This window comes from Pseudomonas congelans (assembly GCF_900103225.1).
GTDB lineage: Bacteria > Pseudomonadota > Gammaproteobacteria > Pseudomonadales > Pseudomonadaceae > Aquipseudomonas > Aquipseudomonas congelans.
Map to the genome: position 1 here is coordinate 1,083,533 of NZ_FNJH01000001.1, position 16,772 is coordinate 1,100,304.

The following is a 16,772-nucleotide window of genomic DNA, read 5'->3' on the forward strand; positions in this document are numbered from 1 at the left end:
CCGTTCAGCCAGCAGCCTGCGGCACGTATGTACCGCACTGGCGACCTGGGTCGCTATCTGCCAGACGGCAATATCGAATACCTGGGCCGTAACGATGATCAGGTGAAGATCCGCGGCTTCCGTATCGAGCTGGGCGAGATCGATGCACGCCTGGCCAAACACCCGGCCGTTCACGAAGCGGTGGTCAACGCCCGCGAAGATGTTCCGGGTGACAAGCGTCTGGTGGCTTATTACACCCTGAGCGCAGGGCATGCCTCGGTAGACATCGACAGCCTGCGCGGCTGGCTGCAGGAGCAACTGCCGGCGCATATGATCCCGGTAGCCTATGTGTTGCTCGATGCACTGCCGCTGACGCCGAACGGCAAGCTGGACCGCAAGGCCTTGCCTGCGCCGGACGCCGATGCACTGATCCGCCGTGGTTATGAAGCCCCGCAAGGCGAAACCGAAACCCTGCTGGCGGGAATCTGGAGCGACTTGCTCTCGGTTGAACGCATCAGCCGTCACGACCAGTTCTTCGAGCTGGGCGGCCACTCCCTGCTGGCAATGCGCCTGATTTCGCAGATTCGCCAGCAACTGGGTGTCGAACTGAGCCTCGCGGCGCTGTTTGCCCACCCCGAACTGAGCGCCCTGGCACTGGCCATCGCCCGGGCCGGACGCAGCATCCTGCCGGATATCGTGCCAGTGGCACGCGACCAGGTCTGGCCGTTGTCGTTCGGTCAGCAACGTCTGTGGTTCCTCGCGCAGATGGAAGGCGCCAGCGCGGCCTACCACATGCCTGTCGGCCTGAGCCTGCGTGGCGAACTGGATCGTGCGGCAATGCAACGGGCGCTGGAGCGTATCGTGGCGCGCCATGAAGGCTTGCGCACCACCTTCATGAAGGGCGATGACGAACAGCCATTGCAACGCATCAGCCCTGCGGATGCCGGCTTCAACCTGCAACTGCATGATCTGCAAGGGCTGGTGGATGCCAGAGAGAAGCTTCAGGCACTGGCCAGCGAAGAGTCGCTGCAAGGCTTCGATCTGGAACAGGGTCCGTTGATTCGTGGCCGCCTGATTCGTATGGCCGAGGACCATCACGTCCTGTTGCTGACCATGCACCATATCGTTTCCGATGGCTGGTCGATTGGCGTGCTGACCCGTGAACTGGCCGCCCTCTATGCGGCATTCAGTCAGGGCCAGGACGACCCACTGGCTCCGCTGGCGCTGCACTACCTGGACTACGCGGTGTGGCAGCGTCGCTGGTTGAGCGGCGATCTGTTGCAGCAACAAAGCGACTACTGGCAGCAAACCCTGGCAGACGCTCCGGCGCTGCTGATGTTGCCCACCGACCGGGTACGTCCGGCGCAGCAGGACTATGCCGGCGCGATGCTGCCTGTGGTTTTCGACGAAGACCTGACTCGCGGCCTCAAGGCATTGAGCCAGCGTCACGGCAGCACCCTGTTCATGACCGTCATGGCCGCCTGGGCTGCACTGTTGGGACGTCTGTCCGGTCAGGACGATGTGGTCATCGGCACGCCAGTGGCCAACCGCACACGCAGTGAGACCGAAGGATTGGTGGGCCTGTTCGTCAATACCCTGGCGATCCGCGTCGACCTCAGTGACAAGCCCACGGCAGAGACGCTGCTGGCGCGGGTCAGGACCAACACGTTAGGCGCGCAGGACCATCAGGACCTGCCGTTCGAACAAGTGGTGGAAGTGATCAAGCCGGTGCGCAGCCTGTCGCACAGCCCGGTGTTCCAGGCCATGCTCAGCTGGCAGGACATGGGCGGTGGGGATTTGGCCCTCGGTGATCTGCAACTGGAAAGCCTGAGCGCGGGCCATACGCTGTCCAAGTTCGATCTCTCGCTGGACATCGGCGAAGCCCAGGGCCAGCTGTTCGGTTCGCTGGAATATGCCACTGCGTTGTTCGATGAAAGCACCATCGCCCGTTATCTGGGCTACCTGCAGCGTTTGCTGCATGCCATGGTCGCCGACGACCGCCAGGTACTGGAGCATGTGCCACTGCTCGATACAGTGGAACGCAAGCATCTGCTGGTCGACCTTAACGCTACCGACGTGCCTTACCCGCAAGACTCCACGATTCATCAGCTGTTCGAAGAAAAGGTCCAGGCACAGCCCGACGCCATCGCCGTGGCCTTCCAGGCGCAGCGCTTGAGCTATGCCGAACTGAATCGCCAGGCCAACCGTCTGGCTCACCACCTCATCGGTCTGGGCATCGGTCCGGATGATCGGGTGGCGATCTGCGTCGAGCGTGGGGTGAAAATGATAGTCGGGCTGCTCGGTGTGCTCAAAGCCGGTGCCGCCTACGTACCGCTGGACCCGGCGTACCCGGCCGAGCGCCTGGCCTACATGATCGACGACAGCCAGCCAGCGGCGTTGCTCACCCAGCGCGGCTTGCAGGAGCGCTTGCCCGCACTGTGCATGCCGCTGGTATTGCTCGACGACGATCATTGCCAGGGCTTCACCGAGTGTGATGACAACCCGGTCGTAGCGACTCTCGGCGTGCGCAACCTGGCCTATGTGATCTACACCTCGGGTTCCACCGGCAATCCCAAGGGGGTGATGATCGAGCACCGTGGTCTGGTCAACTACAGCGTCGATGCTGCACGCCTGTTTGGCCTGTCCCAGAGCGACACCGTGCTGCAACAAAACACCCTTAACTTCGACCTGTCGGTGGAGGAGATCTTCCCTGCACTCCTGGCCGGTGCCACCCTGGCGCCGAGCCGCGAGATCTTCGGCAGTGAGGGCACTGAAAATCACGGCATTTACCCGACCGTTCTGCACTTGACCGCCGCCCACTGGCATACGCTGGTGGCCGAATGGCACAACCAGCCTCAGGCTGCTGAACAACGCCTGGCCGAGGTGCGCCTGATCAACGTCACAGGTGACGCCTTGTCGGCACAGAAACTCAAGCTCTGGGATGAGGTGCGCCCGGCGCATACCCGCCTGATCAATACCTACGGGCCGACCGAAGCGACAGTGTCCTGCACGGCGGCTTACGTCAGTCACGACGCTTTGGCCGGCAGCGAAGGCAGCGGTAACGCGACCATCGGCAAACCGATGGCCAATACCCGCATCTACCTGCTCGACGAACACCAGCAGCCAGTGCCATACGGCGTGGCCGGTGAGATTTTCATCGGTGGCGACGGCGTGGCACGCGGTTACCTGAACCTTGCCGAGGTCAATGCCGAGCGCTTCCTCGCGGATCCGTTCAGCAACAGCCGTGATGCCCGGATGTACAAAACCGGTGACCTGGCGCGCTACATGGCTGACGGTCGTATCGAGTACCTGGGACGTAACGACTTCCAGGTCAAGGTGCGCGGTTTCCGTATCGAGCTGGGCGAAATCGAAGCGCGTCTCGGCAGTTGCAAAGGGGTCAAGGAAGCCGTGGTGATCGCCCGGGAGGACAATCCTGGTGAAAAACGTCTCGTGGCCTACGTGATCGCCCAGCCACAAGCGAACGTGGACGTCGCCAGACTGCGCGCCGAACTGGCACCGCAACTGGCCGAGTACATGCTGCCGAGTGCTTTCGTGCTGCTTGATGCACTGCCGCTGACACCGAATCGCAAACTCGATCGCAAAGCCTTGCCGGCGCCGGCGGACAACGCCTTTGCCAGTCGCGAGCACGTCGCTCCGCAAGGCACCAGCGAAAAAGCCCTGGCGCAGATCTGGAAAAATCTGCTCAACCTGGAAGCCTTAGGGCGTCATGACCACTTCTTCGAGCTGGGCGGGCACTCGCTGCTGGCGATGCGTCTGATTTCCCAGGTGCGTCAGCGCATGGGCGTCGAGCTGAGCCTGGCGGACATCTTCGCCCAGCCGGAGCTGGCGGCGCTGGCCCAGGTAGTGGCGCACGCTGCCGGAAGCAGCCAGCAGCCCATCGTGCCGGTGTCTCGCGATCAGTCCTTGCCGCTGTCGTTTGCCCAGCAACGCCTTTGGTTCCTCGCACAGCTGGATGGCGGCAGTGCGGCTTATCACATTCCAGCCGGTCTGCGTCTGCGCGGCAGCCTCGATCAGGACGCACTGAAACGCGCGCTGGACCGTATCGTTGCGCGCCATGAAGCATTGCGCACGACCTTTATCCAGGAGCAGGACCAGGATCCGCTGCAGCGCATCGCCCCGGCCGATATCGGTTTCAGCCTGCAACTGCAGGTGCTGACCGGGCAGGCCGATGCGGAACAACAATTGCTCGCCATCGCCGCAGAAGAGGCCGAGCAGGGCTTTGATTTGCTCAATGGCCCGCTGGTGCGCGGACGCCTGGTATGCCTGGCCGATGACGACCATGTGTTGCTGGTGACCATGCACCACATCGTCTCCGACGGCTGGTCCGCAGGTGTATTGACCCGTGAACTGGGCCTGCTCTACGCAGCGTTCAGCGAGGGCGCCGAGGATCCGTTGCCAGCGTTGCCGGTGCAATACGCCGATTACGCGCTGTGGCAGCGCAACTGGCTGAGCGGTGACGTGCTGCAGCAACAGCGCCAGTACTGGCAGCAGACTCTGGCAGGTGCGCCAGCCTTGTTGACCTTGCCGAGCGACCGGCCACGCCCGGCGCAACAGGACTACAGTGGTCAGTTGCTCGGGCTGGTGCTCGACGCCGACCTGACCCGTGGCCTCAAGGCGCTGAGCCAGCGGCATGGCAGCAGCCTGTTCATGACGGTCATGGCCGCATGGGCTGCGCTGCTGGGACGTCTGGCCGGTCAGGACGACGTGGTCATCGGTACGCCGGTGGCCAACCGCATGCGTGCCGAGGTGGAGGACCTGATCGGGTTCTTCGTCAACACCCTGGCCGTACGCGTCGACCTCTCGGGCAGACCGAGCGTGCAAAGCCTGTTGCAGCAGGTCAAACAGCAAACCCTGGCCGCCCAGGCGAATCAGGATCTACCGTTCGAACAGGTGGTTGAGGTGGTTCGCCCACAACGCAGCCTGTCCCACAGCCCTATCTTCCAGGCCATGTTGTCGTGGCAGAACAACGAAGCGTCCGATCTGGCGCTGGGCGACATGACTCTGCAGGGCGTCGCGGTGGCAGGCCATACGGCCAAGTTCGACCTGACGCTGGACATGACCGAGGTCGGCGATCAATTGATCGGCACGCTGGAATACGCCACGGCACTGTTCGACGAAAGCACTCTGCAGCGCTACATGGGCTATTTCCAGCGTTTGCTGGAAGCGATGGTCGCCGACGACCGCCAGTTGCTGGAACAGGTGCCGTTGCTCGATGCGGTGGAGCGCCAGCATCTGCTGGTCGGGCTTAACGCTACCGATGTGCCTTACCCGCAGGACTGCACGATTCATCAACTGTTCGAAGAAAAGGTTCAGACACAGCCCGACGCCATCGCCGTGGTCTTCGAGGCGCAGCGCCTGAGCTATGCCGAATTGAACCGTCAGGCCAACCGTCTGGCCCATCACCTGATCGGCCTGGGCATCGGCCCGGACTATCGGGTGGCGATCTGCGTCGAGCGCGGCGTGGAAATGATGATCGGCCTACTCGGTGTGCTCAAGGCAGGGGCGGCTTATGTGCCGCTGGACCCGGCGTATCCGGCCGAGCGCCTGGCCTACATGATCAACGACAGCCAGCCAACGGCATTGCTGACCCAGCGTGATCTGCAGAAACGCTTGCCGACCCTTGCTTTGCCGCTGGTGCTGCTCGACGACGACCAGCGCAACACCTTTACCGAACGTAACGACAACCCGGTGGTGGAAGCCCTCGGCGTGCGCAACCTGGCGTATGTGATCTATACCTCGGGCTCGACTGGCAATCCGAAGGGCGTGATGATCGAACATCGCGGTCTGGTCAACTACAGCATCGATGCAGCACGTCTGTTTGCCCTGTCCCAGAGCGACACCGTGCTGCAACAGAACACCTTGAACTTCGACCTCTCGGTGGAGGAAATCTTCCCGGCGCTACTGGCCGGCGCCACCCTGGCGCCAAGTCGCGAGATCTTCGGCAGCGAAGGGACTGAAACTCAGGGCATTCAACCCAGCGTACTGCACTTGACCGCTGCGCACTGGCATACGTTGGTGGCCGAATGGCACAACCAGCCGCAGGCTGCCATGCAGCGTCTGGCCGAGGTGCGTCTGATCAATGTCACGGGTGACGCATTGTCCGCGCAGAAACTCAAGCTCTGGGACGAGGTGCGCCCGGCGCATACCCGCCTGATCAACACTTACGGGCCAACCGAAGCCACGGTGTCCTGCACCGCAGCCTACGTCAGTCATGACGCCGTGACCGGCAGCGAAGGCAGCGGCAACGCAACCATAGGCAAGCCAATGGCCAACACCCGCATCTACCTGCTAGACGCTCACCAGCAGCCGGTGCCGTATGGCGTGGCCGGCGAGATTTTCATCGGTGGCGACGGCGTGGCGCGCGGTTACCTGAACCTTGCCGAGGTCAACGCCGAACGCTTCCTCGCGGATCCGTTCAGCAACGACCCTGACGCCAGAATGTACAAAACCGGTGACCTGGCGCGCTACATGGTCGACGGCCGGATCGAGTACCTGGGCCGTAACGACTTCCAGGTCAAGGTGCGCGGTTTCCGCATCGAACTGGGCGAAATCGAAGCACGCCTGGGCAATTGCGCCGGGGTCAAGGAAGCCGTGGTGATTGCTCGGGAAGATAATCCTGGAGACAAACGTCTGGTGGCCTACGTAGTCGCGCAGCCGGATATGCACCTGACGGCCGCCAGCCTGCGTACCGAACTGGCGCCGCAACTGGCTGAATACATGCTGCCGAGCGCATTCGTGATCCTCGACGCCTTGCCGTTGACGCCGAACCGCAAGCTTGATCGCAACGCCTTGCCGGCGCCGCAAGCCGAGGCATTTGCCAGCCGCGAACACGTGCAACCGCAAGGTGACACCGAGATGGCGCTGGCGCAGATCTGGCAAAACCTGCTCGATCTGGAACAGGTGGGTCGTCATGACCAGTTCTTCGAACTGGGCGGGCATTCGCTGCTGGCGATGCGTCTGATTTCCCAGGTGCGCCAGCACCTGGGTGTCGAGCTGGGCCTGGCGGATATCTTCGCTCAGCCGGAACTCGCCGCCATGGCACGGATACTCGCCGAAGCCAAAGGCAGCGTTCAGCCACCGATCGTACCGGTGTCCCGTGATCAGGCCTTGCCGTTGTCGTTTTCCCAGCAGCGTCTGTGGTTCCTTGCACAGCTTGAAGGCGGTAGCGCGGCTTACCATATCCCGGCAGGACTGCGTCTAAGCGGCACTCTGGACAAGCCTGCGCTGGAGAGGGCGCTGGATCGTATCGTCGCCCGCCACGAAGTGCTGCGTACGACCTTTGTGCAAGAGCAGGACCAGGATCCGGTGCAGCACATCGCTGCGGCCGATATCGGTTTCAGCCTGCAACTGCAGGTGCTGAACGGGCAGGCGGATGCTGAAGAGCAACTGCTCGCCATCACCACTGAAGAGGCCAACGAAGGCTTCGATCTGCTCAACGGCCCGCTGGTACGCGGACGCCTGGTGCGCATGGCCGAGGACGATCATGTGTTGCTGGTGACGATGCACCATATCGTCTCCGACGGCTGGTCCGCGGATGTGCTGACCCGTGAGCTGGGTATGCTCTATGCCGCGTTCAGTGCCGGTGCCGACGATCCGTTGCCCGCCTTGCCGGTGCAATATGCCGACTATGCCGTATGGCAGCGCAACTGGCTGAGCGGCGACGTTCTGCAGCAACAGCGCCAGTACTGGCAGCAGACCCTGGGCGGTGCACCAGCCTTGCTGACCTTGCCGACCGACCGGCCACGCCCGGCACAACAGGACTACAGCGGCAACATTCGCGGCCTGGTGCTCGATGCAGAGCTGACCCGTGGCCTCAAGGCGCTGAGCCAGCGGCATGGCAGCACCCTGTTCATGACCGTGATGGTCGCATGGGCCTCGCTGCTGGGGCGTCTGGCCGGTCAGGACGATGTGGTGATCGGTACACCGGTGGCCAACCGCCTGCGTGCCGAAGTGGAGGACCTGATCGGGTTCTTCGTCAACACCCTGGCAATACGCATCGATCTCTCCGGCGCACCCAGCGTCGAAGCGTTGATGCAGCAGGTCAAGCGTCAGACGCTGGCAGCGCAGAGCCATCAGGACCTGCCGTTCGAGCAGGTGGTCGAGGTGGTTCGCCCGCAACGCAGCCTGTCCCATAGCCCGATCTTCCAGGCCATGTTGTCCTGGCAGAACAACGAAACGTCCGACCTGGCGCTGGGCAACATGAACCTGCAAGGCGTGGCGGTAAATGACCACACGGCCAAGTTCGATCTGGTGCTGGACATGACCGAAGTCGGCGATCAATTGGTCGGCACGCTGGAATACGCCACCGCGCTGTTCGACGAAAGCACCATGGTCCGTTACCTGGGCTATTTCCAGCGCGTGCTGGAAGCCATGGTCGCCAATGAGCACCGCATACTGGAAAACGTGCCATTGGTGGATGCAGTTGAGCGTCAGCACCTGTTGACCGGTCTTAATGCAACCGACCGTGCTTACCCTCAGGGTCAGTTGATGCACCGCCTTTTCGAGGCGCAGGCAGCGTCCCGACCTCAGGCGCTTGCGGCCCGTCAGGGCGAGCAGACGCTGACCTACGCCGAACTCGACAGCCACGCCAACGCCCTGGCTCAGTACCTGCGCCAACGCGGCGTGCAAGCGGGAACCCGAGTGGCAATTCTGCTGGATCGTTCGGTGGAGCTGCTGACCAGCATGCTGGCCACGCTCAAGTGCGGCGCGGCTTATCTGGCGCTGGATCGCCTGGCTCCCGAAGAGCGTGTGCGCTTCATGCTCGAGGACAGCGATGCAACCCTGTTGCTGACCCGCAGCGAGCTGACGGCACCTGAAACGACGCCGCGACTCGATCTGGATACCCTGGATCTGTCAGCGATTAACCAGGGGCCGGTCGCGCTTGCAGATGAAGGCGCAGGCGAGACCCCGGCGTGCATCATCTACACCTCCGGCTCCACCGGCCTGCCCAAGGGCGTGATCGTGACCCACAACGGCATTGTGCGGCTGGTGCGGGACAACTATGACTTCCGTGCGGATGACCGCGTGGCGTTTTCTTCCAACCCGGCGTTCGACGCCAGCAGCCCGGAGATATGGGGCGCGTTGCTCAATGGCGGCCAGTCGATAATTGTCGAGCCCTCTGTGGTGCTTGAGCCGGCAGCCTTTGCCGCCTTGCTCAAACGCCATGCAGTCACGGTGATGTTCAGCTCGACCGCCTTGTTCAACCTGTATGCCGGCTTGATTCCCGAGGCCCTGGCTGGCTTGCGCATGCTGGAGTGCGGCGGCGAACGGGCGGATCCGGCGTCGTTCCGCCGAGTACGTGAGCACTCGTCTCAAGTACGCCTGTTCAACGGCTACGGCCCGACCGAGGGCACGACGTGCGCTACGCGTTACGAAGTGTTCGATGTGCAGCCGGGTACCCTGAGCCTGCCGATCGGCAAACCCAACGCCAACGTGCGCATCTATCTGCTCGACGCGTGCGGCGAGCCGGTGCCGATGGGCAGCGTCGGCGAAATCTGCATCGGCGGTGTCGGGGTCGCGCTGGGTTACCTGAACCGCCCGGAACTGACCGCTGAACGCTTCAGCGACGACCCGTTCAGCCAGCAGGCGGGCGCGCGGCTCTATCGCACCGGCGACCTGGCGCGCTGGTTGCCGGATGGCAACCTCGACTACCTGGCGCGTAACGATGGCCAGGTGAAGGTCCGCGGCTTCCGCGTCGAACTGGGTGAGGTCGAAAGCAGCCTGCATGGGTGCAATGGCGTGCGCAACTCCGTGGTGGTGGCACGCGAAGACAGCCCGGGCGACACGCGTCTGGTGGCTTACTACACCGTGCATGCGGACGTTGAGGCACCCGAAGCGGAGGAACTGCGTGCCCACCTGAGCGCCGGCTTGCCGGAATACATGGTTCCGAGCGTATTCATCTGCCTGCCAGACTTGCCGCTGACGCTCAATGGCAAAGTGGATGTCCAGGCACTGCCAGCACCGACAGCGGATCAGTTCGCGAGCAGTGCGTTTGAAGCCCCGGCAGGGGAGTTGGAGATTCGTCTGGCGCAAGCCTGGGCGGAGGTACTCGAGGTGCAGCAGGTGGGACGTCATGACAGCTTCTTCAGTCTCGGCGGTCATTCGCTGATGGCGGTGCGCCTGGTCAACCAACTGGTGCAGAGCGGCTTGTCGGTATCCCTGGCCGACGTTTTCCAGCACGCCAGCGTCGCGGCCCTGGCCAGCTTGCTGGGCAGCCGCAGCGAAGAGGTTGCAGCGCAGCTGCATGAGCAACTGGTGCCGGTGCGCACCACCGGCAACCAGCGTCCGCTGTTCCTGGTCCACGAGTTCACCGGTCAGGATGCGCACTTCGCGGCGCTGGCGGTACACATCGACAGCGATATTCCGGTCTACGGGTTGAGCGGCATCCCGCTCGGTCAGGAACAGTTGCGGACCATGGAATGCCTGGCAACGCGCTTGCTGGGTGCGATGCGCACTGTTCAACCGCACGGGCCTTATCGTCTGGCGGGTTGGTCGTTCGGTGGGCTTCTGGCCTACGAAATCGCCATCCAGCTGGAGGGCATGGACGAGGAGGTCGAGTTTATCGGCATGCTCGACACCTACATGCCGCGTCTGGTGGATCAGGGTCGCGAGCGCTGGGACCTGCAGACGGCCCACCGCCAGCACTTGCTGGAACACTGCGAGCAGTTCTGGAGAGCCAGAGGCGAATGTACGCAGGCCCTGCAGGCCCTTGAGCGAGTGCGTGCAGACCGGCAGGCCTTTGATTTCGTCGGGCTCCTGCAGCACTGCCGTGAACAGGGTGTGCTGCCGCCGGAGCTGGAAATCTACACGAACGAGGGTCTTTGCCAGTACCTCGACCGAGAGGTTGCCCACGGTCATGCGCAGGCCAATTACACGGTTTACCCCAACAGCGTGCCGCTGCACCTGTTCACGGCCATGGAGTGGCAACCCGACTCACAACGACACAGCGGCTACCTGGGCTGGGACGACGTACTGCCCGTCAGTCAGTTGCGCAGCATCAAGGTCGCGGGCGATCACTTGAGCATGATGAAGCCGCCACATATCGAGGGCCTGGGTCAGGCGATCAGCCAGGCGTTGGCTGAACTGCCCGATCGGCCACGGGGGGCTGACAACGCCCATCGGCCGTTGCTGACGATTCAGGGCGGACGTCGCGATCACGCGCCAATTTTCTGCGTACCGGGGGCAGGGGACAGTGTGACCGGCTTCATCGGCCTGGCCAATGCCCTGGGGCCGCACTGGCCGATCCACGGGCTGCAACCACGCGGGCTGGATGGGCGCACGGTGCCTTACAGCCTGGTGGAAACCGCCGCCGAGGCTTACCTGCAAGCACTCGACAGCACTCATCCCGAAGGGCCGGTGCATCTGCTCGGTCATTCGTTCGGCGGCTGGGTGGCCTTTGAAATGGCCCAGCGCCTGACGGCACGTGGCCGCGAAGTGGCTTCGCTGACACTGATCGACAGTGAGTCGCCGGGCGGTAACAGCGTGGTGGGCAAACCTTACACCGCGATAGGCGTATTGGAACGTTTGATCGAAACCATGGAGCTGGCTGCGGGCAAGTCGCTGGGCATCGATCGCACGGCCTTCCGGACCCAGGGCGATATCGGCCAGATGCGTTTGTTGCATGCCGGAATGGTGCGGGCAGGGATGTTGCCGCAGCGTTCGTCGCCGGACGCGATGCGTGGGCCTGCGCGAGCCTTCGGTACGGCGTTGCGCACTCGTTATCAGCCGTCGCAAATCTACACCGGACCGGTGCGTCTGGTGCTGGCTGATGACCCGGTGCTGGATGCGGCGGGCAATCAGCGCGAACAGCAGGCGATGGTCAGCGGCTGGCGCCGGTGTGCCCCGGACCTCACTGTCTGGCGTGGCCCGGGCAACCATTTCACCATCCTAAAGGCGCAGCATGTACAGCATCTGGCGAACTGGTGGCTACCCCATGAATAGCGTCGTTTCTTCAAGCCCGGCGGCTGATCGCCGGGTCAATCCTCAACACATTCGTGGCTTTCTATGAAAAAGTTGAAGTTTCGCAAAGTGCTCATTGTTGTTGTGCTGTTGGTTCTGGCAGCGGGTATTGCCTACAGCATCCAGTCCCCGGAAAAGCCACCGGAGTATCTGACTGCCAAGGTCGAACGCACCGATATCGAAAACTCCGTGCTGGCCAGCGGGGTGCTGCAGGGCATAAAGCAGGTTGACGTCGGCGCGCAGGTCTCGGGCCAGCTCAAGTCACTGAAGGTCAATCTGGGTGACAAGGTCAAACAAGGTCAGTGGCTGGCGGAAATCGATCCCGTGGTGCTGCAGAACACCCTGCGCCAGTCGCAGGTCAACGAACAGAACCTGATCGCCCAGAAGGACGCGGCTGTTGCACAGCTCAAGGACGCCAAAGCCATTTACCAACGCTACAAGCAACTGCGTGCGGATGACGCGATCTCGCAAAAGGACTTCGATACGGCGCAATCGGACTTCGAGGTCCGCAGTGCCAACCTGCGCTCGCTGGAGGCACAAGTGCGCGACGCAAGAATCCAGATCGAGACCGCCAGGATCAACCTGGGCTACACCCGCATCGTCGCACCGATCAGCGGTGATGTAGTGGGTATCGTGACGCAGGAAGGGCAGACCGTGATCGCCAGCCAACTGACGCCGGTGATTCTCAAACTGGCGGATCTGGATACCATGACCGTCAAGGCGCAGGTCTCAGAGGCTGACGTGATTCATATCACCCCAGGGCAAGAGGTCTATTTCACCATCCTCGGCGATGCCGAAAAACGCTATTACGCCAAGCTGAAAGGCACGGAACCGGCGCCGCAGAACTTCCTTGACGCGCAGTCCGGCAACGCCAGCAAGCCGAACAGTGCAGTGTTTTACAACGCATTGTTCGACGTCCCCAACCCGGATCACCGCCTGCGTATTTCTATGACCGCCCAAGTACATATCGTGCGTGAAAAGGCCAAGGACGTACTGACTGTGCCTGTTGCAGCCTTGGGCGACAAGAACGGCGACGGCACCTTCCCGGTGCGCGTGATGGACGAGCAGGGCCAGGCTCAAAGCCGCAATGTGCAGACCGGCATCAACAACAACGTGCGGGTCGAAATCAAGAATGGCCTTGCCGAGGGTGACCAGGTGGTGATCGGTGAACCGTCGGCCACACCAGCGGCAACGGGGGCCTGACCATGAGTCGAGCTCTCCTGGAACTCAAGGGTGTCACCCGTCGTTTCGTTGCCGGCGAGAAGGACTTCATCGCGCTGAATGACATCAACCTCACGATCAATGCCGGCGAACTGATTGCCATTACCGGAGCCTCGGGTTCCGGCAAGTCAACGCTGATGAACGTGCTGGGTTGTCTGGACCACGCCGCCAGCGGCAGTTACAAGGTCGACGGACGTGAAACCGGTACGCTGACCGAGGATGAGCTGGCAGAGCTGCGCCGCGATCACTTCGGTTTCATTTTTCAGCGTTATCACCTGTTACCGCACCTGGCGGCGATCCAGAACGTCGAAATGCCGGCCATCTACGCAGGCACCGGCAAGAGCATGCGCGTGGAGCGCGCGCAGAAGCTGCTCGAGCGTCTGGGCCTTTCCGGGCATCTGGAGCATCGGCCGAGCCAGTTGTCAGGCGGCCAGCAGCAGCGGGTGAGCATCGCCCGGGCGCTGATGAACGGCGGCGAGATCATTCTGGCCGACGAACCCACCGGGGCCCTCGACAGCGTGAGCGGCAAGGAGGTGATGAACATCCTTCTCGAGCTCAACAGCGCCGGGCACACGGTGATCCTGGTGACCCACGACGAGAAGGTTGCAGCGCACGCCGAGCGCATCATCGAAATGCGTGACGGCGAGATCATCGCCGACCGGGTCAACACCGCTCGCCCGATCATCAACGAAAAAACCACCGAGCGCCTGCCGAGCAAACCCAGGCAGGGCAACCGGCTGATGGCCAACATCGGCCTGTTCCAGGAGGCCTTCGTCATGGCGTGGGTGGCGCTGATCTCGCATCGCATGCGCACGCTGCTGACCATGCTCGGGATCATCATCGGCATCACCTCGGTGGTGTCGATCGTTGCGATCGGCGAAGGGGCCAAGCGTTATGTGCTCAAGGACATCGAGGCTATCGGCAGCAACACCATCGAGGTGTTCCCGGGCAGTGACTTTGGCGACACCAAGTCAATGGATATACAGACCCTGGCGCTGTCCGATGTGACGGCGTTGAGCAGCCAGTACTACATCGACAGCGCCACGCCGAATATCGGCCGCAACCTGCTGGTGCGCTACCGTAACATCGACGTATCGGCGACGGTGAGCGGGGTCAGCCCGAGCTACTTCCAGGTGCGTGGCACCAGGATGGGCTCCGGGGTGGGGTTCAACAAGGATGACGCCAGGCGGCAGGCGCAAGTGGTGGTGATCGATTACAACACGCGGATTCGCCTGTTCGGCCCCAAGGCCGACCCGCTGGGCCAGGTGATCCTGGTGGGTAACCTGCCCTGTACGGTGATCGGCGTGACTGAGAACAAAAAGAACATCTTCGACACCAGCAAGAATCTGAATATCTGGATGCCCTACGAAACCGCTTCTGGCCGCCTGCTGGGTCAGAGCTACCTGGACAGCATCACCGTGCGGGTCAAGGACGGGCAGCCGAGCAAGGTGGTCGAGGACAACGTCAACAAGCTGCTGCAAAAGCGGCACGGGACCAAGGACTTCTTTACCTACAACCTCGACAGCGTGATGCAAACGGTGCAGAAGACCAGCCAGTCGCTGGCCCTGTTGCTGTCGTTGATCGCGGTCATCTCGCTGGCGGTCGGCGGTATCGGGGTGATGAACATCATGCTGGTGTCAGTCACGGAACGCACGCGCGAGATCGGCATTCGCATGGCAGTCGGGGCACGCCAGTCGGATATCCGTCAGCAGTTTCTGGTGGAAGCGGTAATGGTCTGCCTGATAGGTGGGGTGATCGGCATCGGCCTGTCATTCGTGATCGGCTATGTATTTTCACTGCTGGTCAAGGAATGGCAGATGGTGTTCTCCGTGGGTTCGATTGTCACTGCGTTCATCTGCTCGACATTGATCGGCATCGTCTTCGGCTTCGTACCGGCACGTAACGCGGCACAGCTCGATCCGATCGAGGCACTGGCACGCGATTGACAGGGGGGTTGCAGGACAAGGATGTCCTGCCCAACGGAGAGTAACCCCTGTGCGTGACCGCGCACTGAACGACGCCTGCGGCCGGAGTGAAAAAGATCGGCGTATGACACCTCGACGCAGGAGGCTTCAGGACAGGGATCGGGTTCGTGAGGGGCTCATACAGCCGACGGCTATCTGTCGGCTGCATCAGCCTCTCGAGCAAGCTTTGCGAGGGATCAGCCTACCGCACTGACGCTGGAGACCCGTGCCGCGCTGCTGCTCTTGAGGGACTGTTCGAAGCGGTCGAGAACCATGCCCACTTCCGACTCGGTAATGTTCAACGGTGGCAGGAAGCGCAGGACTGCGCTGTTACGTCCACCCGTCTCGATGATCATGCCGTTGTCGAAGCACTCCAGCTTGATCGCCCGCGCACGTGTGCCGTCGCCAACCCCCGGACGCGATCCGCTAGCCGGTTTGACGATCTCCACTCCAAGCATCAGCCCACGGCCACGCACATCGCCGATAAACGGGAACTGCCGGGCGATATCCTCCAGTCCGCTTTGCAACTGCTCACCCCGGCGCGAGGCATTGCCTGCAAGGTCGTGTTCCTTGATATGACGCATGGTCGCTGCCCCGGCCACCATCGCCATCTGGTTGCCACGGAACGTACCTGCGTGCATGCCTGGGCCCCACGTATCCAGGTGCTCGGCATAGACGATCACTGATATCGGGTAGCCGCCACCGATGGCCTTGGACAACACCAGAATATCCGGCGTTATCCCGGAATGTTCGATGGCAAACAGGTTGCCGGTACGTCCGAGCCCGGTCTGCACCTCATCGATAATCAGCAAGATACCCAACTCGCGGGTGATATCCCGCACGGCGCGCAGCCACTCGGCCGATGCAGCAATGCAGCCGCCTTCGCCCTGGATCACCTCGACGACCACCGCCGCCGGCTTGGACACGCCGCTTTCCGGGTCGCTGAGTACCGTGCGGATGTACTCGGTGGACAGGCGGTCAGTGTGTTCGCCATCGGTGCCGAACGGGCAGCGGAAGCGATAGGGGTAGGGCAGGAAGTGGGTGCCCTGGGCCAGCAGGCCGGCCTTGGGGTTGAGGTTTCCCATAGCCGACAACGCGCCAGCGGTCATGCCGTGGTAACCGCCGTGGAAGGACATCAACGGCGAGCGCTGGGTGTAGTGGCGGGCCAGTTTGATGGCGGCTTCCACTGCGTCTGAACCGCTGGGGCCGCAGAACAGGATTTTGCTGTTGTCACGCATGCCGGCGGGCAACGTCGCGAACAGCTCTTCGACGAAGGCGTGCTTGGCCGGTGTGGCCAGGTCGAGAGCCTGCTGCAGATGATCGCTGTGCAGAAATTCGATCACCGCATCGCGGACCACCGGTGGGTTATGACCCAATGCAAGCGTGCCAGCGTTCGACAGGCAGTCGAGGTATTCCTGGCCGTTGGCGTCCTTGACTCGCATGCCTTTACCGCTGACAAACAGCTGCTGGAAGGTCGCTGCGTAGGTGCGCGCATTCGACTCCAGTTTCTTGAGGTTGCTTAACTCTTCCATAGTCGATCCCTTGTTGGCACAGGTACGGATTCATTGCTACTCGCTTCGAGCAGAGCCCGATTCTGTAAGAACCTCAGGGTGATCGCCAACTTATCGC

General features: G+C 62.3%; 3 protein-coding genes and 1 pseudogene. 3 read left to right on the top strand and 1 reads right to left on the bottom strand.

Annotated elements, in window-relative coordinates:
* The 3 genes and pseudogenes from sypC to BLR20_RS04245 all read left to right on the top strand — a co-directional run.
* Positions 1–11,940: pseudogene (sypC, locus tag BLR20_RS04235) on the top strand (syringopeptin non-ribosomal peptide synthetase SypC); the annotation flags it as partial.
* A gap of 63 nt (positions 11,941–12,003) precedes the next feature.
* The gene (gene macA, locus BLR20_RS04240) at positions 12,004–13,161 is read left to right on the top strand and encodes a macrolide transporter subunit MacA (RefSeq protein ID WP_054994103.1); all 1,158 of its coding nucleotides are present in this window, start codon (positions 12,004–12,006) and stop codon (positions 13,159–13,161) included.
* Between the two features lie 2 nt (positions 13,162–13,163).
* Positions 13,164–15,125, top strand: coding sequence for a MacB family efflux pump subunit (locus BLR20_RS04245; RefSeq protein ID WP_054994104.1), 1,962 nt, complete (start codon positions 13,164–13,166; stop codon positions 15,123–15,125).
* Between the two features lie 215 nt (positions 15,126–15,340).
* Here the strand turns inward: BLR20_RS04245 and BLR20_RS04250 are convergent, their stop codons facing one another.
* Entirely contained in the window at positions 15,341–16,675 is a 1,335-nt protein-coding gene (locus tag BLR20_RS04250) for a diaminobutyrate--2-oxoglutarate transaminase family protein (RefSeq protein ID WP_010435604.1), read from the bottom strand.
* Positions 16,676–16,772 lie beyond the last annotated feature (97 nt).